We start from the raw sequence: 18,118 nt of genomic DNA, 5'->3' as shown, positions 1-18,118 counted from the left end.
ATGCAATTATTAGCGATTGAAAAGCTTTATTTTTCGTAAAATTCAATAGGAGAATGATCTGGATCGGTAATGAAAGTAAATTTTTTATTCGTTATTTCATCAATTCGGATAGATTCGAAAGAGATATTTTTAGAAGATAAAAATTGAATAGTTTGTTCTAAACTATCCACTTCAAAAGCCAAATGACGTAATCCAGTAGCTTCGGGTCTTGATAGACGTTGTGGCGGATTTGGAAAAGAAAAAAGTTCAATGGTATAAAATCCATTCAAAGCCAAATCGAGTTTGTAAGACTGTCTTTCCTTGCGGTAAATTTCCTGAATAATTGTCATTCCTAAAATTTCTGTATAAAAAACTTTCGATTTTTCATAATCAGAACAAATGATAGCAATATGATGTACTTTGTTTAGGCGAAGCATGTTATTCTAAATATTAGGTTCAATTCTAAAAAAAAACAACAACTCTATTTTGTGAGTTGTTGTTTTTTAAATATGGTTTTTAGACCATTATAAAGTCGCTGGCTTCTCAGCAGAAGAACATGCTTTTTTTGCAGCACAACATCCAGCTTTTTTCTCGGTAACAACTGGAGCTGCCATTTCAGCATTAGCTTCTAAATTTGCTTTTTTAGATTTTCTAACTTTTTTAGGTTTCTCTTGAGTTGGATTTTCTTGATACAACATAGCTTTATCTGCAGATGATTTTACGTTCGAAACTTTATACGTTTTACCATCGGCAACAGCCTCTACAGTTTCAACTAATTTTTCTGGAGTTTGTATCGTTGCATCGTATTGTATTGTCGCCGTTTTTTTATCAAAATCGACTGATGCTTTTTGCACACCATCAAGATTTGTCAATTTATTTTCGATTGTTTTTGCACAACCCATAGCGCAAGTCATTCCTTCAACATTAAAACTTGTCGTTTCTGCTTTTGCAATTGCTGGAGAAACCGAAGCTGTTTCAGTTTTGTTTTCGGTAGTTTCTTTTTTACAACTCACAAATATTGAAGCAGTTGCAATTAATATTCCTAATGTTATTTTAATGTTTTTCATAGTGCAAAAATTAGTTGTTAAAATTATGATTAACAAAAATATGCAAAAAACGATTTGATATTCATAAAAATAACAGAATTTTGGGAATTCAAAATCAAACTATGCTGACTAAAGATAATAAATGGGTTTTACTAATAATGCTTTCGCTTATTTGGGGAAGTTCATTTATATTGATAAAAAGAGGTTTGGTTGCTCTGAATCCTTATCAGTTAGGTTCGTTGCGGATTATTTTTGCGGCAACTTTTTTACTTATTATCGGTTTTAAAAGTCTAGCCAAAATCCCGATCGACAAATGGAGGTTTATAATTTTAACCGCTTTTTTAGGTACATTTTTCCCTGTTTTCCTATTTGCTTATGCGCAAACAGGTATAAAAAGTTCTGTTAGCGGAATTTTAAATTCTTTAACACCATTATACACGATGCTTTTAGGTGCGTTGGCTTTTGGTTTTTCTTTTAGAAGAAATCAAATAATAGGTGTTGTTTTGGGACTTAGCGGCTGTTTGTTATTAGTTGTTAATGGAAATTCGGCACATGGTCAGAGCAATTATTTTTGTACAACTTTGGTTGTTATTGCTACGATTTGTTATGCTTTGAACGTAAATTTAATAAAGAAATATTTATCCGATGTTAGTCCGCTAAGCATTACTACTGGGAATTTTGCAGTATTATTAATTCCTGCGATTATTATCTTGTTTGGTTCTGGATTTACAAGTGTAATGACGCAAACAAGTGTGCAACATTCGGTTTTATTTATTATGATACTTGGCGTACTTGGTACTGGAGTTGCTAATATTTTATATTTTCAATTGGTGCAAATCACATCACCGCTAACGGCTTCGTCAGTAACTTATTTTATCCCTATTGTGGCTATGAGTTGGGGAATTCTTGACGGAGAAATGCTTAATGCGTTGCAGTTTTTGGGTGCTTTTGTAATTTTAGTAGGCGTTTATATGGCTACTAAAAAGTAGAATAAAAATTATTTTTTACAATAATGGTTAGAATTTTCGACAGGATATTTCTTGTCTAAATCGATATTATTGAAGCTTTGATTGTTTCCCCAAGAAAAATATTTTTCATAAAAAGGCAGAAATTTATTGGTTTTTATTTTCTCTAAAAAGTAAATTTCATGCTCCTTTTCTTTAATTCCCATTTCGTAAAGCATCTCATCATAAGCGTTAATTCCTAGCGAATTAAAAAATTGCTTCATTCTGAAATATTCACAAACATTACCACTTTCTAATCTTCCAGCGAAATAAAATGGCATAAACCAGCCTATAATATGACAACTTGCAGAGATTACTTTGCCAATGATATAAAATTTGAACTCGTAATATTTTGAAACAGGAATATTAAAATCATTCATGATTTGCAAAACTTCCTTACGGTGAATCCATTCGTCGATTTCTATTTGACGAATTTCTTTTTTCTCTGTTTCATCTTTTACTGAAGCGGCATGACCTTGATAGGCAAATGCAGCAGCTTTCTCGGCAGAGTATGCTTTTTTTAATAAATCGACTAATTTAGGATGATTTAATGTCATTACTCGATCGATTTTACAACTTGTTTCTCAGCTTCTTTTCTGGTTCCGTCGAAACCGTCAATTCCTGAAACGGTGGTGTATTTTAGCACATGTTTTTTTCCTGGATTCATACGTTGGTAAACGCTTTGAACCATAAGTGTGGCTTCATGAAAACCACAAAGAATAAGTTTTAATTTTCCGGGATAAGTATTTACGTCGCCAATGGCATAAATTCCGTCAATATTGGTTTGATAATCTAAAGCGTTATTTACTTTGATGGCATTTTTCTCAATCTCTAATCCCCAGTTTGCAATTGCTCCTAATTTTGGTGTAAGTCCAAAAAGCGGAATAAAATAATCGGTTTTTATGTTTCGGTGCGCTCCATTTTCATCAATATCTATCGATTCTAAATGTTCCGATCCATTAAGACCAACAACTTCTGCGGGTGTTATCAGGTGAATTTTCCCAGCATGTTTGAGTTCTTGTACTTTTTCGACAGAATCTAATGCGCCACGAAATTCGTTTCTTCTGTGTATTAATGTTACTTCGGAAGCAACATTAGACAAGAAAACACTCCAATCTAAAGCTGAATCTCCTCCGCCAGCAATGACGATTTTTTTGTCACGAAAAAGTTCAGGATTTTTTACAAAATATTCAACTCCTTTGTCTTCGTAAAATTCGATGTCCTCAATAAGCGGTTTTCTTGGTTCGAAACTTCCTAATCCTCCAGCAATAGCGATTGAATTAGCATGGTGTTGCGTTCCTTTGTCGGTTGTTACGATAAAGGTTCCGTCTTCGAGTTTTTGTATGGTATCGGCTTTTTCGTTTAGGGTAAATCCGGGTTGAAATTGCTTGATTTGTTCCATCAGATTATCGACTAAATCACCTGCCAAAACGGATGGATAACCTGGAATATCAAAAATTGGTTTTTTAGGATATAATTCGGTTAGTTGTCCTCCAGGTTGAGGCAAACCATCGATGATGTGACATTTTAGTTTGAGAAGTCCTGCTTCAAATACTGTAAAAAGTCCTGTTGGACCTGCTCCGATGATGAGTATATCTGTTTTAATCATTTTCTTGAAAGGTTCAAAGTTTCAAAGATTCAAAGATTTTGAAACTTTGAAAAAAAAGCTTATTATATATAATGAATGTTGGTTTGCGTGAGGGATTGCAGTGGAAATCCTTTTTTAAATTGTCATCCTGAGCGGAGTCGAAGGGCAATTTAAAAAAGATTGCAACGGAAAGCCCGACCCAGTTTTTTCGCTGGGTCACGCCCCGATTTTATGCTACATTGACCACAGTTTCTATTTGTGGTGCGTATTTTTTGATTGTGGTTTCTACACCAGCTCGCATGGTCATTTGGCTTACGCTACATGATGTACAAGCGCCTTGCAAACGTACTTTTACGTGTTTAGAGTCTTCGATTGATACCAATGCAATGTCTCCGCCGTCAGAATTCAAAAAAGGTCTGATTTCTTCTAGTGCTTTTTCTACGTTTAATGTTAATTCTTCTGGTGTCATAATCTATTTTTTATTTACTGCTGAACAACCAGCCATTGTAGTAATTTTTATTGCTTCGGTAGCGGGTAAGTTTTCGTTTCTTGCTACGGTTTCTCTGACTACATTTCTTGTTACTTCTTCGAAAATAGTTTCAATTATTGATGCAGTTTGCAATGCTGCTGGACGACCATAATCTCCTGCTTCTCGAATGCTTTGTACTAATGGAATTTCTCCCAAAAATGGTACTTGTAAATCTTCTGCCAAATTTTTTGCTCCACCGTTTCCGAAGATATAATATTTATTATTAGGTAATTCTTCTGGTGTGAAATAAGCCATGTTTTCGATAATTCCTAAAACTGGAACATTGATACTGTCTGACAAAAACATAGAAACTCCTTTTTTAGCATCTGCTAAAGCTACTGCTTGTGGTGTGCTTACAACAACTGCGCCTGTTATTGGTAAGGATTGCATGATAGACAAGTGAATGTCTCCTGTTCCTGGTGGTAAATCGATTAACATAAAATCGAGTTCGCCCCAAGCAGCATCGAAAATCATTTGGTTTAATGCTTTTGCAGCCATTGGTCCACGCCAAATAACGGCTTGACTTGGTGCTGTAAAAAAACCTATAGATAGTATTTTAACTTCAAAACTTTCGACAGGTTTCATTTTAGATTTTCCGTCGACTTCGATAGAAATAGGTTTTTCGTTTTCTACATCGAACATGATTGGCATACTTGGCCCGTAAATATCAGCATCTAAAACTCCAACTTTGAAGCCCATTCTTGCCAATGTAACAGCTAAATTTGCAGTAACAGTCGATTTTCCTACGCCTCCTTTTCCAGAAGCTACGGCAATAATATTTTTGATTCCAGGAATGGCTTTTCCTTTTATTTCATTTGCTTTTTCAGCGGTTTCAACCTTGATATTTACTTTTACTTTGGCTGTAGCCAAAAAAGTATCTTGTATGAGTTTACGAATATCGTCTTCTGCACGTTTCTTAATATGCATGGCTGGTGTAGATAGTACTAAATCGACCACAACTTCGTCTCCAAAAGTGATTACGTTAGTTACTGCGCCACTTTCGACCATATTTTTCCCTTCGCCTGCAATAGAAATGGTTTCTAAAGCTTTGAGTATTTCTTTTCTATCTAATTTCATATAGTATCTCTTGTCTTTATTAAGACTGATTTTAGATTGCAAATATAGTGAAGAAGTTGCAATATGACAAAGTAATAGAGTTGTAAAGTTTTGATAATTATTATTGGAAATATAGAAATAAAAAAACCGCCTCATTGCAATAATGAGACGGTTTTAATTAATCTTTAATTTCTTTTCCTTGGTTGTCATTAAAATGATATTCAAGGTACGTGTAAGAATCACGTGGAATGATTTTTATCCATTTTTTATATTCAAAAAACCATTTTGAACGTATTGATGGAAAACCTTTTACAAGGTAAGCAGCTATAAATGGGTGTACGTTAAGTACTACTTTTTTATGCAACTTTATAATTCTTTCTAAATCGGAAGCAATTCTGTCTATAATTAAAATAGGCGCTTCAATGTCACTATTTTCATTATTATTAGGATTCTCTTCACGAGTTTCAATATTTACCTCTGGTCTAACTCTTTGTCTAGTAATTTGTACTATCCCGAATTTGCTAGGAGGCAATATTTTGTGTTTTGCTTTGTCGTCACTCATTTCTTCTCTTAAGAAATCGAACAGTACTTTACGATTGTCTGGATTAGACATATCTATAAAATCGACGCATATAATACCACCCATATCTCGCAAACGCAATTGTCTTGCTACCTCGGCAGCTGCAATCATGTTTACTTCGAGAGCTGTATCTTCCTGATTGGTCGCTTTGTTCGAGCGGTTTCCGCTGTTTACATCGATAACGTGCATGGCTTCGGTGTGCTCGATAATAAGGTAAGCACCTTTGCTCATGGATACGGATTTACCAAACGAGGTTTTTATTTGTCTTTCGATACTGTATTTCTCAAAAATTGGAGTGTCTTTCGACTGATAAAGCTTAACCATTGATTCTTTACTAGGAGCAATTTGTTGAATGTACTCTTTCGTTTCGTTAAACAGCTCTTCGTCATCTATAATAATTCCGCTAAAAGTATCATTAAAAACATCTCGTAATATTGATGATGCTCTGTTGAGTTCTCCTAACACTTTTGATGGATGCTGTGCTGTTGGAATTTTTTTGCACATTGATGTCCATTTGTCCATCAAGTTTTGCAAATCTTTGTCTATTTCTGCAACTTTTTTGCCTTCTGCTACTGTGCGAACAATAACACCGAATCCTTTTGGTTTGATAGATTGTACAAGACGTTTTAGCCTGTCTTTTTCTTCTTTAGAATCTATTTTTTGAGAAATAGAAACTCGGTCAGAAAATGGTACTAAAACAATAAATCTTCCGGCAAGAGAAAGCTCAGAGCTTATCCTTGGTCCTTTAGTAGATATTGGTTCTTTGACTACTTGTACAAGAATTGATTGATTAACGGCAATTACATCAGTAATTGTACCATCTTTATCAATTTCTTTTTCAAATTGGAAACTTTTTAAGGAGAAATCTTTTATTTTACCTGTTGTTACAAGTTTTATGAATTTCAGTTGTGAAGCTAGATTAGGTCCTAAATCATGATAATGCAAAAAGGCATCTTTTTCGAAGCCTACATTTACAAAAGCAGCATTAAGACCAGCAACTGGTTTTCTTATTTTGGCAATAAAAATATCGCCTACTTGAAAATTGCTTGTTTCTTCTTCTTTGTGTAATTCAATTAGTTTTCCATCTTTTAATAAGGCAAAATCTACAGCGTCAGAACTAGATCTAATAATCAATTCTTTATTCATGTGTAAATTTTTATCTGTATTTAAGGCAAAAGGCAAAAGGCAAAAGGCAATAAGCTAAAAGCTCAAAAACCCAATAACCAAAGCCCAAAACCGGACATTACAGATGGATTAAACATTACAGGTATTTACCCGGTGAAATTTTAGATTCAAAGATTCCGATAGTAAGATTTTATAAAAAATCTGAAATCTGAAGTCTGAAATCTAAATTTCTTTTTCAATGAACGTTTAAAAAGAAAAAAGTAGTTTAAAACTACTTTTTCTTTTTGTGACGGTTAGCTCTTGCACGTTTTTTACGTTTGTGCGTTGCTACCTTATGTCTTTTTCTTTTTTTACCACTTGGCATAATGTGTAGTTTTATTGATTAATAATTTATTTTGTTGTTGTTTCATTATTTGTTTTAACTCCTTCTACGAATACTTTAGCAGGCTTAAATGCTGGAATATTGTGAGCTGGAATTTTAATCGTTGTGTTTTTAGAAATATTTCTTCCTGTTTTTTCAGCTCTAGTTTTTACAATAAAACTTCCGAAACCTCTTAAGTAAACATTATCACCAGTTTCTAATGAATTTTTCACTTCTTCCATAAAAGTTTCTACTGTAGCCTGTACATCTCCTTTTTCTAGTCCCAATTTCTCTGAAATTTTCGCTACGATATCTGCTTTTGTCATATTAATACGTAATTAAGTTTATGTAATTTTTTGAGGTTGCAAATATATAAATTAAATAAACAATATTTCAAGCTAATTGATTAAAATTTAATCACATAAAATTTTATTTTTGCTAACCAAATAATTTCAATGAATTTTAGCAAAACATTAACCACGTGGTATCTAGAAAATAAACGCGATTTACCATGGCGAAAAACGACCAATCCTTACTGTATTTGGCTGTCAGAAATCATGCTGCAACAAACACGAGTAGCGCAAGGATTGCCTTATTATAGGGCTTTTACGACGGAATTCCCAACAGTTTTCGATTTGGCAAATGCCAGCGAAGAACAGGTTTTGAAACTTTGGCAAGGTTTGGGATATTATTCTCGCGCTCGAAATTTGCATGCTACCGCGAAACATATTACTTATGATTTGAACGGAATTTTTCCGTCAGATTATAAAAATTTACTCAAATTGAAGGGTGTTGGAGAATATACCGCCGCCGCAATTGCTTCTTTTTCTTACAATGAAGTCGTTCCTGTTGTAGACGGAAACGTTTTTCGGGTGCTTTCACGTTATTATAATGTAACAACTGACATCGCTTCGGCGAAAGCCAAAAAAGAATTCACACTTTTAGCTCAAGAAGTAATGAGCAAAGACAATCCTGCTTTGTTTAACCAAGCAATTATGGAGTTTGGTGCTTTACAATGTGTTCCTAAAAATCCTAATTGCACTATTTGTCCTCTTAATGCTAGTTGTGCTGCGCTTTCGCTGAAAAAAGTTGACGAATTACCTGTAAAAATAAAGACATTGAAAGTAAAAAATCGATTCTTGAACTACATATACATATTAGACAATAAAAATAAAACGACAATTAATCAACGGACGGCTAAAGGAATTTGGCATAATTTATATGAATTCCCTTTGGTAGAAACCGAAATATTAGAATCTGATGAAGTAGTTTTAGAATTAATTCACAATAAATTTGATGATATTTCCGAAATAATTCTAATGGAAACCGAAACGATAAAGCACAAACTATCGCACCAACATTTACACATTAAATTTTGGAAAATTAGAAGAAAAACCACTTTAGAAAACGGTCTTGATTTTGAAAGTTTAAATAAATTTCCTTTTCCTATTGTGCTTCACAATTTTATCGAGAATAATAAGTTTTAATTAAAATGCCTTATCTTTGGTATTCTCAAATGAAATTACAATGAATGGAACGTTAAATAAAGTTATGCTAATAGGTCATCTCGGAGAAGATGTGAAAATGCATTATTTTGAAGGAGGCAATTGCATCGGGAGATTTCCGTTGGCAACAAATGAGATTTATATTAACAAATCGACTAACGAAAAAATAACTTCGACCGAGTGGCATAATGTTGTGGTACGCAATAAAGCTGCCGAAATTTGTGAAAAATATTTATCTAAAGGTGATAAAATATATGTGGAAGGCAGAATAAAATCCCGCCAATGGCAAGCTGAAGACGGAACAACAAAATACACAACCGAAATACAAGTCACTGAATTTACATTTTTGAATACTAAAAAAGATTCTGAAAATGTAAAAACATCATCTGAAGCGCCAAAAACAACAAGTTTCGATTCGACTATCGAAAATGATTTGCCTTTTTAAAACCCAAACAATGCTTAATAAATATTTTACTTTTCTTTCTTTTATTGCAGTTACTACTTCTATTATTGGTTGTAAAGACGATGTTTTACCAAAACCGAAAGCTTATTTGAGTTTAGATTATCCGAAACCCAATTATTCGAATTTCGATAAAACATGTGGTTATACTTTTCAATACAATACGTTAGGAAAGGTTGTAGATAAAGGAAATTGCAATTTTGATATTGATTATCCTAAACTAAAAGCAACAGTTTATTTAAATTACAAACCAGTAAATAACAATCTAAAAGAACTGTTAAGAGACGCTCAAAAATTAACTTATGAACACGTTATAAAAGCTGACGGAATTAGCGAGCAACCTTATGCCAACAAAGAAAGAAAAGCATACGGAATGTTTTATGAAGTGGGCGGAAATGCAGCTTCTCAATCGCAATTTTATTTAACCGATAGCACCAAACATTTTCTTGTAGGATCCGTTTATTTTTATGCAAAACCCAATTATGATTCCATATTACCAGCAGCGGATTATATAAAAAATGATTTACGAATTTTGATGGAAAGCTTAAAATGGAAATAAAAAAAGGCTCACAATATTGTGAGCCTTTTTTTATTTTTATTCTAGATGTAAATTGAAATTATTATCGTTTCAAAGCAAAATTACCTTTTACATTTTTCCCGTTTTCAAACTCAACAGTATACCAATAATCGGTTGCAGGTAATGCCGTTCCGTTATATGTTCCGTCCCAACCTTTGTCTAAAGGAGAAATTTGTTTGATTAGTTTTCCGAAACGATCGAAAATATAAACTATTGTTTTTGCATTAAATGTTGCAGTTACACCACCTACATTCCAATAATCGTGAATTCCGTCACCGTTTGGTGTAAAATATTTAGGAACTCCTAATACATTTATTTCTTGCGGAACAGTACCACAACCATTTAGGTCTTTAACATAAATTGTATGTATTCCAGCCGAAACATTAGTAAAAACATTACTGTCTTGGAATGGTCCAAATTCTTCATCAATACTATAAACATAATCGCCAGAACCAGTAACATTTACAGTAACAGTATTGTTATCTGCTAAATCGATAATTGTTGGAGATAAAAGTGTAGCACTGTTTGAAGCTACAACTGTTATGGTTCTTGTACTTGGGCAACCTTCTGGTATAGTTCTTACAACAACAGTATAAATTCCTGCTTGGTTTATTCCTCTAGGATCATTATCAGTTAGTGTATAATGAGATTCTCCAATAATTTTTACGTTGTCTTTAAACCATTCGTAAGTATAATTTGCAGGAGAGGTTCCGTCATTGATACCAGCATCTAAAGTAATATATAATGTAGATAAATTGGCACAAATAACTCCAGTGTCAACTAAATTGATATTTGGAATTTTATTGACTTTAAATTCAATATCAATTGTTGCTGCAGGACAAGAGGTTCCTGCAATTGTGCTTGTTACAACTGCTTTAATCGTTCTCGATGTTGTTTTGAATGTACTAGGAAACGGACTTACAATTGGGTTTCCTAAAATATCTAACAAAGGATTTCCCAGACTATTAAAATAGGTAATTACAACATTTGTTTGCGAACCTTTTATCTCGTTTTCTAGATTTGGAGTTATAAAATTGAAAATTCCATCTTGTGGTGTAGGACTAACTTCGTCATCACATACCGTTCTAATATCTGTAGTTGGAAGTGTTGCTGTTGGTAGCTTATCGACTGTAAATACAATAAGTCTTTCGTCGTAACATTTCTGAGTTGTGTTATTTGTTACTACTGCTTTTATTGTTTTTGATGTTGTTGCAAAAGCACTTGGAAACGGACTCGTAATTAAAATGCCATTAGAATCTCTTAATGGTGTATTAGTTGCATTGTCAAAATAAGTTACAGTTACGGGGAATGTTTGATTATTTCCTAATAATGTAGTTTCTAACGAAGCGGTATTGATGAAAGTAAATATTCCATCTAATTTATCAGCATCAGTGTCACATTGTCTAAATTCTGGAACTAGATTGGCAAATGGTAATTTCTCTACAGAAAGTTTTATAAATGGACCAAAACCACTACAAGCTCCGAGAGTATTTATAACTCTTACCCAAATGTCTTGGGTATTTGCAATATCATTTCTGAAGTTACTATATTCTGAGGGTAATATAGCTAGCGAATTGCCATTTGTGTCAATTTGAGCAAGTCCATCAGCTTGGCTTCTATAATATTTTATGTCATAAGTTCCAGCAGGTAATTGCGCTCTAATTCCAATAAGAGGCGCATTTTCTGCAGCACTAAAATCAAAAGCAGTTATACCATCTCTTTTGTTTGTTTCGATATTTCCTGAAACTGTTCCATCTATGGCTAAAGTATCATCGCAAACAGGAGGAACAATATAGGTATAGGTTTGTGGTATGTTTGAAGCAGAGGCAATCAATGTTATCTTGGCTACACTAAAACAACCTTTTGAATTGGTTACTCTTGCCCAAACATTCATAGGAGATGATGTATTATTAAAGGCGGAATAATTTGTTATTAATCCCGCAGTTCCACCTGCACTCGCACTCGCTGGGGAAGTGTAATATGTAAAAATCTCTGAGGTAATTGTAGTAGGACTTAAAATTGAAGGATTTTGTAACTCTAAATTAAAAGTAGTTAGTAAATCTAAATCAGTATCACATTCAATCATGGTTACATCATTTACAACTGGCAAAGGATAAACGGTAAGTGTCGCATCTGCCGAAAGTAATCCACAGGAATTTCCTACTTTGTTTAGTTGCACTCTGTATTTATAATTATTTAGAGTAGTGGGAACTGATGTAATAGTCAGTGTGTTTGTTGTTGCTCCAGAATATGGCACTGCGTTGGCTACATTAGTCCAAGTTACACCATTAGTAGAAACTTGCCACTGGTAAGTGTTTCCGCCATTATCTGCAAGTGTGATTGTCACATTTTGTAGGTTACAAGTAGGAGTAATGCTTGGTTGTGTTGTAATTAGAATGGGGGCATAGGTTATGTAATTTGTTGTAGGTGTTGTGTATCCAACTCCGCTTGTTACTTGACCATTTGAGTTTACGGTTGGTGGCGCAATTGCTCCTAATAATCCGTCGCCATTAGCATCTGGAGTTCCTGAAAAACCAGCTTCTATAACATCGTTACACAAGTCATTGTCTGAATCTAGTTCACGATAATTTTTTATTCCGTCGGCATCAGTATCAGCGATTAGCTCATCGGAATCTCTAATACCGTCATTATCTGAATCTAAATCTAAATAATCTAAAACACCATCTAAATCAGTATCTATAGGAGTAAATCCAGTTTCGAAAGCATTATCAAGTCCGTTACCATTTGTATCGGTATTTGATATCGCTACTGAAGCATTTACTTGAGCTTCTAAGTTGTCTAAAATACCATCATTATCACTATCAGTATCTAATTGATCTGGAGTTCCATCACTATCAGTATCTTTATATACACAAGTTGCAACTAGTTTGAATGTCGATTTGTTTCCAGCAGAATCCGTAAGGTTTTTGTGAGTAATTTTGAAGTTACTTGTCTGAAAAGATTGGAGACTAAAAGTTCCCGTTCCCGCCGCTAGAGGTATTGTTCCGTTTAATCTAAATCTAATTTCGAAAGAAGAATATTGTGTTACGCCACTTTCGTAAATTCCGTCATAATTGGTGTCAATTAATAACTGATTTGTTGGATTTAAAACCGTCACCGTTTTATTTGTATCAGAATTTACAACATATTCAGCATTTGCATTTAATAAATCTGATGCATTTGCTGTGGTTGGATATTCTAATTTAATATTTGTAGGTTGCGAAAAAGCTAGATTGTATATTACATTATTTGTTTTCCCAGCTAAAACCTCTGTAATAAAACTACCATCGACATTTCCTAAAAATGGAGTGGGAGCTGCGGGAATTGTATTGGTTACTGTTCCAGCATAAGTAATTGTACTTTGCGGAATTGTACCACTTGGAACTAATGTATTTATAATTTGATTTCCAAATGATTCGGTACAATTCGTGATTCCATCATTATCTAAATCAATATCAATATTGTCATTAGCTAAATCATTATCGCCATTTGTAGGACAAGAACTAACAGGAGTTTTGTCGGAAATTAATGGAGGAGACGGACATGTAGATATTGATGCTTGTACATTATAATAACCAGGTTGTGTTGGTAAATATTGATTTGTAGTTGCACTAGGAATAGCAACATCATTAAAATACCATTGAAAAACATCGAATGCTGTAATACTACTTACGGTTAAATTTGCATTTGGAATACAGTTTAACTGACCAGCTACCAGAATTTGTTGTGTTACTTCTGGTTTGAAAGTAAATCCTGAATAAAAACCGCCGTAGGTTGCTGCTCCACTAGTTCCGAAGTAAGAAAGATATATTGATTTTGATGAAAAAACAGAAACATTTCCTGAAAAACCTTCAAAAGTATACGTTTCGTAAGCAGTATTTCCAGTCACAGCAAACGGGCCATTTACAGTTATTCCTGCACCAGGTAATGTCGCTAATGAATAAGAAGTTCCGTTTATTATAAAGGTTAATGTTGCGGCAGTTTCAGTAACAATACACACTGTTCCCGAAAAATTATTGTTATTACCTACTTGGTCTATAAATGGAATATTGTTGATAACTTTTGGTGTTTCACAAGTTAAAGGTGGTAAAAAGTGCATGTTTTGATTTGCTTGACTTCCAGTTCCGCCAATTCCTTGATAAGCAAAGGCAGGTTTTGAAGTGTGTACAAATAAATTTCCTGCAGCATTAAAATCGGTTCCAGATAAGGCAACATACTCGCCTGCATTTTTTGTATAAGCAGGCGTTGCACTGCCGTTTAAAAATATCTGTGTATTGTTTTCATGACAAACAATTAGAGGTTTTTCAACTAAATCTCCTCCGTTTCCTCGAATAAAAATATAGTCAGAATATTCTGCACCGGGCAACCCGCCAGATTTTAATCTTTCAGCCGATACAATTTGATCAAAACCAATATCAGAACTATTACCTGCATCTCCATTTGTACCTCCAAAAGAACCACAGTTTACAGCTACAGGTTTTGTAGATGAGATAAGAGCACCAATAAGTCCATCTGCATTTTCTGGATCTGGACCTTCAACTGCCATAATAAAACTTTCTCCACTATTTAGTGTGATACTTGCAGGAGTATTTCCGGCTCCAGCATTGTTTATTAAAGATACTCCGGGTTTTAAGTCGCTGAAAGAAACAACGGTATTGTTTTCGGTTGCTAATATAGAGGCAAAAGTATAATGTCTGGCATCGGTAGCTACTCCTGTATTTGTAAAAGCTCCAATTCTGAATTGTGTTCCCAATGCAGCCAGCCCTTTAGAAACTAAACCTCCGGCATGGTTACCTCCAGCAGCAGTAAGTCTTACAGTTACATAAACTAAATCTTGGGCTTCAACAATATAACCCTTGTTGTTTAGTACAGTGTTTACTTTTACATCGTTAGCAAGAATTTGAGTATCATCTCCATTTCCTATAAGAATCGTTTGTGGATTATCTCTACGAACAGTTCCTGTAGTTGTTGCACCACCAATAGCAGTGATTCTATAAGTTATATCGGTTATACTCGGACAAGAAATATATAAATATTGGTCTAATGTTTCGTATGCTTGAGTATTTGATAATGGCGGAATATAATGTGTTTTACTAAATTGAGAAAAACCATTAAAACTTAAAAATAATGCTAATAATAAAAATTTTGCTTTCATAGGGATTTTACAGAAATTCCCCAAAAGTAGTTAATTATCTCTTAAGTGCGAAGTGACTTTTTATGGTTTTGTTATTAAAAAGTGTTAAAACGAACCAATAATCGGCGGCGGGTAATTTTTCTCCGTTATAAGTTCCGTTCCAACCAGCAGAATTTGAGTCTATTTGTTTTAGTAATTTTCCAAATCTATCATATATGTTTATGGTAGAATTTGGCTTGGTTTTAATGTTTTTTATCACCCAAGTGTCATTTATTCCGTCGCCATTTGGAGTAAAAAATTTAGGATAATCTAACACAAAAAATATTTTAGACGGTGTTGGCAAACAGCCATTTTTATCTCTAACCGAAATAATGTATTCGCCAGCCAATACATTATGAAACTGCGGGCTGTCTTGATACACTTGACCATCTATCGAAAACTCATAATCGCCACCATTATCAGTATAAGTAATTAATATAGAATTATTATCTGAAAATTCATCTACTACAGCATCAATATTTGTGGCTGGTGCCGAAGGGTTTACAATAAATTTTTTAGTGGCTTTACATCCATTTGCATCTGTAACTTCTACTGAATAATTTCCAGCAGTAAATAGTTCAGTTTCAAAATCAGCATCACCATTATTCCATGCGTAATTTAAAAAAATTGGATCAACACTTAAAAAAACAGATGATCCTGGACACAAACCAATAGTTTTGTCTTCAAAATTATCTGGTTTTAAAAAATTAACTTTTAAATTAACTTCAATAATTCCGTTACAATCAGGACCATTAACAATTCGGGCAAAAATGGTTTCATTGTTAGGAATTATATTCGGATAATTATTTAGTAACGGACTGTTTTGGGTTATAGCATTGGTTCTGGTAGCATAATATTCTACTACTAATCCTGGAGCAATATTAGGAGTGATTTCAGTATTTAGATTAAAAATAGTTATTCCGTCTTTGTCTCCTACTTCATCACATTTTTCAAGTGAATAAGGCAAATATACTGTATTGTTAATTTGTAATGTCACTTGCGCAACGCTTTTACAATTATTAGAATTAGAAACTTCGGCAAAAATGATTTTGGGAATACTAGTGTGGCTTGAGGGATTCGCAATAGCTGTACCTCCAATAGTTTCGTAATAAGTTACGGCGCTTAATGTAGTGTCATTTGGATTTTTGATCAAATTATCCAACTTGGTAAGGTTAAAAATGGTGCTTCCATCATTATTGTCGTCACATTGTACTAATGTTTGATTGCTAAGTGCAGGTAACGGACTATACTCGATAGTTACTTCTCCTTTTGCAAGGCATGATGTTCCGCCAAGGCTAACTTCTACACTGTAAATACCAGCGGTTGAAACTTGGTATGTTGGGTTTGTTTCTCCAAAAATTTCAGTTCCGTTTTTAAACCATTTGTAGGTATTTGTACCAGATTCGGTAGCATCTAACACGTATATTTGGCCTTGACAAAGAGGGTTTTTAGTAGCAATAAGTTTGTTTTCGCCAAGATCTGTTCCTACCTGAAAAGTTCCTCCGCCAAGAAAAATAGCAGAATCATATTGTGGATTTGTTTCGTCGGCAATAACTAATTTTATATGATATTTTGTGCCAGGAATAACGGTTGCTTTTGCTGTCATAACAACAGTTTGTCCGTTAAAATTTATTGGAGCATTTATACCATTATAACTATCAAAATAGGTTTCATTTATAGCTGAACAAGCGCCAGGAATATCAGGGTGAACTGAAGTTACTTTTACAGGTGTATTTGTGTTGGGGACTAAAGCTAAATTTTGGTAAGGAGCTGAGCTTCCGACAACTTTAAGCAAAAAGCCAAATCCGTCGGAATATCTGCAAGGTGCAGTATCATGATATTCTTCGGAAGCAAACAAATAATCGAAACTAATTTTGCTTGCAAGTGGGATGAAATCAAATTCTAATATGGTTGCGTTTGATGTGTTTGAAATGCTTAAAGCTTGTTCTAAATCAGTATCGCCAAACCAATCATTAGCATTTTCGCTTAACAAATTATCGTTTGGTCCTTCAGTTGAAACTGCTCTACTTGTACTAAGAACTACTCCTTTAGCAAAAGGGAAACCACTCGTTCCAGCCACAAAAGAGCCATAACTTTGTTGTCCAGTAAAACTTCCGCCTGTCGCCGAAAAATTTGACACAAGGGCACAAGAACTATTTATTAGTGTATTTTGTACTAAATCTTGCGCAGTAACATTATCTGTAACCTGAATATACTGTGCAAACATGCTTCCTGAAAAGAATAAGGTAGCACTAAAAACAAGGATTTGGAGTCTTAATTTCATAGACCGCAAAGATACTACAAATCTCGTTTTTTAAGAATTTTATAAGACATTAACATAAATATAACAGTCCAAACTAAAACAATGGTAATTGTAGAAAAATGAACACTATAATCCTTAATATCATTTACTCCAATTTGTGTACCAATGGTTTTTACAACAGATAATCGCGTTATTGGTTCTACTATTAAATTGGACATGGCTTCTAATGGAAGTAATTTTGCTAGTGTTTCAGGAATTCCTATCAAATAGATTAATATAATTTCAAATATCCACCAAACCAATAAAAAACCAAGTGCAAATGCGGAACGTTTTACTAAAATACCAACAAACAAGCAGAAAGAAAAGAATCCAATTAACTTTATGAAATAAGCTAATAGATATTCTAAATCAGAAAAAACAATTGAAAATTCATTATATGATGAGAAACTATATCCTAGAATTAAGCTTAATATAAAAATAAAAACTGTTGATATTGTAGCAAATAGCATAACAGTAAGAAATTTAGATAAAATAAATTCTTTTTTATTCATTCCGTCAATAAGATTTTGTTTTAAAGTCCCGTAACTGTATTCATTTGCCATCATGGAGACAATAATAATAGCAAGAAATAATTTAAGCCAACTTGCTATCCAAGTATTAAAATGCCAGATGTACGGAAAATTAAAAATCCCTTCATCGGCTATTCTAAAATGTATTGGTCCAATATCAAATTTGATAGATGCTATTAATGCAATAAAAGAAAGCAAAACAAAATATGTAATTGTCAAGGTGCGGCTTGCTTTGTTTTTCCAGATTTTTTGTAATTCTATAGATAATAATCTTCTCATTTTTGCTATTGATTTTTGAAATTG

General features: G+C 33.6%; 15 protein-coding genes. 4 read left to right on the top strand and 11 right to left on the bottom strand.

Annotated features, from left to right (window positions below):
- Positions 1 to 26: 26 nt before the first annotated feature.
- Positions 27 to 416, bottom strand: coding sequence for an SMU1112c/YaeR family gloxylase I-like metalloprotein (gloA2, locus tag BM053_RS00680; RefSeq protein ID WP_091472855.1), 390 nt, complete (start codon positions 414 to 416; stop codon positions 27 to 29).
- Positions 417 to 503: 87 nt separating this feature from the next.
- A complete protein-coding gene (locus BM053_RS00675; RefSeq protein WP_091472853.1) occupies positions 504 to 1,046 on the bottom strand; it encodes a heavy-metal-associated domain-containing protein in 543 nt (180 codons plus the stop codon).
- A gap of 101 nt (positions 1,047 to 1,147) precedes the next feature.
- On the opposite strand from BM053_RS00675, the gene BM053_RS00670 reads away from it, so the two are divergent.
- On the top strand, positions 1,148 to 2,014 hold the full coding sequence (locus BM053_RS00670; protein WP_091473723.1) for a DMT family transporter: 867 nt from the start codon (positions 1,148 to 1,150) through the stop codon (positions 2,012 to 2,014).
- Between the two features lie 8 nt (positions 2,015 to 2,022).
- On the opposite strand, the gene BM053_RS00665 is transcribed toward BM053_RS00670, so the two are convergent.
- The 6 genes from BM053_RS00665 to BM053_RS00640 all read right to left on the bottom strand — a co-directional run bounded on the left by BM053_RS00665 (position 2,023) and on the right by BM053_RS00640 (position 7,594).
- Complete coding sequence (locus BM053_RS00665; RefSeq protein WP_091472849.1) at positions 2,023 to 2,586, bottom strand: ferritin-like domain-containing protein; 564 nt, start codon at positions 2,584 to 2,586, stop codon at positions 2,023 to 2,025.
- Complete coding sequence (locus tag BM053_RS00660; RefSeq protein WP_091472846.1) at positions 2,586 to 3,638, bottom strand: NAD(P)/FAD-dependent oxidoreductase; 1,053 nt, start codon at positions 3,636 to 3,638, stop codon at positions 2,586 to 2,588. Before BM053_RS00660 ends, BM053_RS00665 begins: the two co-directional genes overlap by 1 nt.
- A gap of 208 nt (positions 3,639 to 3,846) precedes the next feature.
- Positions 3,847 to 4,086 carry a NifU family protein gene (locus BM053_RS00655; RefSeq protein ID WP_091472843.1) on the bottom strand — a complete coding sequence of 80 codons (240 nt, stop codon included), beginning with the start codon at positions 4,084 to 4,086 and terminating at the stop codon, positions 3,847 to 3,849.
- Between the two features lie 3 nt (positions 4,087 to 4,089).
- The gene (locus BM053_RS00650; RefSeq protein WP_091472841.1) at positions 4,090 to 5,223 is read right to left on the bottom strand and encodes an Mrp/NBP35 family ATP-binding protein; all 1,134 of its coding nucleotides are present in this window, start codon (positions 5,221 to 5,223) and stop codon (positions 4,090 to 4,092) included.
- 157 nt (positions 5,224 to 5,380) lie between these two features.
- On the bottom strand, positions 5,381 to 6,928 hold the full coding sequence (locus BM053_RS00645) for an Rne/Rng family ribonuclease (RefSeq protein WP_091472839.1): 1,548 nt from the start codon (positions 6,926 to 6,928) through the stop codon (positions 5,381 to 5,383).
- Between the two features lie 369 nt (positions 6,929 to 7,297).
- Positions 7,298 to 7,594 carry an HU family DNA-binding protein gene (locus BM053_RS00640; protein ID WP_091472837.1) on the bottom strand — a complete coding sequence of 99 codons (297 nt, stop codon included), beginning with the start codon at positions 7,592 to 7,594 and terminating at the stop codon, positions 7,298 to 7,300.
- A gap of 129 nt (positions 7,595 to 7,723) precedes the next feature.
- Here BM053_RS00640 and mutY point away from each other — a divergent pair, with 129 nt between their 5' ends.
- The 3 genes from mutY to gldD are packed head-to-tail and all read left to right on the top strand — an operon-like array spanning position 7,724 to position 9,792.
- Positions 7,724 to 8,755, top strand: a complete 1,032-nt coding sequence (gene mutY / locus BM053_RS00635) for an A/G-specific adenine glycosylase (protein WP_091472834.1) — start codon at positions 7,724 to 7,726, stop codon at positions 8,753 to 8,755.
- Between the two features lie 40 nt (positions 8,756 to 8,795).
- Positions 8,796 to 9,218 carry a single-stranded DNA-binding protein gene (locus tag BM053_RS00630; protein WP_091472833.1) on the top strand — a complete coding sequence of 141 codons (423 nt, stop codon included), beginning with the start codon at positions 8,796 to 8,798 and terminating at the stop codon, positions 9,216 to 9,218.
- Positions 9,219 to 9,228: 10 nt separating this feature from the next.
- Entirely contained in the window at positions 9,229 to 9,792 is a 564-nt protein-coding gene (gene gldD, locus BM053_RS00625) for a gliding motility lipoprotein GldD (RefSeq protein ID WP_091472830.1), read from the top strand.
- A gap of 61 nt (positions 9,793 to 9,853) precedes the next feature.
- Here the strand turns inward: gldD and BM053_RS00620 are convergent, their stop codons facing one another.
- Genes BM053_RS00620 through BM053_RS00610 form a run of 3 tightly spaced genes read right to left on the bottom strand, consistent with a single transcriptional unit; the run spans position 9,854 to position 18,094 of the window.
- Positions 9,854 to 14,965 (bottom strand): T9SS type B sorting domain-containing protein, encoded by a 5,112-nt coding sequence (locus BM053_RS00620; RefSeq protein ID WP_091472828.1) that lies wholly within the window; start codon positions 14,963 to 14,965, stop codon positions 9,854 to 9,856.
- Between the two features lie 34 nt (positions 14,966 to 14,999).
- Positions 15,000 to 17,267 (bottom strand): T9SS type B sorting domain-containing protein, encoded by a 2,268-nt coding sequence (locus BM053_RS00615; RefSeq protein WP_091472824.1) that lies wholly within the window; start codon positions 17,265 to 17,267, stop codon positions 15,000 to 15,002.
- Positions 17,268 to 17,281: 14 nt separating this feature from the next.
- Complete coding sequence (locus BM053_RS00610) at positions 17,282 to 18,094, bottom strand: ABC transporter permease (protein WP_091472821.1); 813 nt, start codon at positions 18,092 to 18,094, stop codon at positions 17,282 to 17,284.
- Positions 18,095 to 18,118: the final 24 nt, after the last annotated feature.

The sequence above is a fragment of the Flavobacterium swingsii genome (assembly GCF_900111965.1).
Taxonomy (GTDB): domain Bacteria; phylum Bacteroidota; class Bacteroidia; order Flavobacteriales; family Flavobacteriaceae; genus Flavobacterium; species Flavobacterium swingsii.
Note: the sequence above shows the minus strand (reverse complement) of the source record. Positions and strands in the feature narration are given on the sequence as shown.

Coding starts and splice junctions, on each gene's coding strand:
- gloA2 (WP_091472855.1), bottom strand. CDS start 416: ATGCTTCGCCTAAACAAAGTACATCATATTGCTATCATTTGTTCTGAT.
- BM053_RS00675 (WP_091472853.1), bottom strand. CDS start 1,046: ATGAAAAACATTAAAATAACATTAGGAATATTAATTGCAACTGCTTCA.
- BM053_RS00670 (WP_091473723.1), top strand. CDS start 1,148: ATGCTGACTAAAGATAATAAATGGGTTTTACTAATAATGCTTTCGCTT.
- BM053_RS00665 (WP_091472849.1), bottom strand. CDS start 2,586: ATGACATTAAATCATCCTAAATTAGTCGATTTATTAAAAAAAGCATAC.
- BM053_RS00660 (WP_091472846.1), bottom strand. CDS start 3,638: ATGATTAAAACAGATATACTCATCATCGGAGCAGGTCCAACAGGACTT.
- BM053_RS00655 (WP_091472843.1), bottom strand. CDS start 4,086: ATGACACCAGAAGAATTAACATTAAACGTAGAAAAAGCACTAGAAGAA.
- BM053_RS00650 (WP_091472841.1), bottom strand. CDS start 5,223: ATGAAATTAGATAGAAAAGAAATACTCAAAGCTTTAGAAACCATTTCT.
- BM053_RS00645 (WP_091472839.1), bottom strand. CDS start 6,928: ATGAATAAAGAATTGATTATTAGATCTAGTTCTGACGCTGTAGATTTT.
- BM053_RS00640 (WP_091472837.1), bottom strand. CDS start 7,594: ATGACAAAAGCAGATATCGTAGCGAAAATTTCAGAGAAATTGGGACTA.
- mutY (WP_091472834.1), top strand. CDS start 7,724: ATGAATTTTAGCAAAACATTAACCACGTGGTATCTAGAAAATAAACGC.
- BM053_RS00630 (WP_091472833.1), top strand. CDS start 8,796: ATGAATGGAACGTTAAATAAAGTTATGCTAATAGGTCATCTCGGAGAA.
- gldD (WP_091472830.1), top strand. CDS start 9,229: ATGCTTAATAAATATTTTACTTTTCTTTCTTTTATTGCAGTTACTACT.
- BM053_RS00620 (WP_091472828.1), bottom strand. CDS start 14,965: ATGAAAGCAAAATTTTTATTATTAGCATTATTTTTAAGTTTTAATGGT.
- BM053_RS00615 (WP_091472824.1), bottom strand. CDS start 17,267: ATGAAATTAAGACTCCAAATCCTTGTTTTTAGTGCTACCTTATTCTTT.
- BM053_RS00610 (WP_091472821.1), bottom strand. CDS start 18,094: ATGAGAAGATTATTATCTATAGAATTACAAAAAATCTGGAAAAACAAA.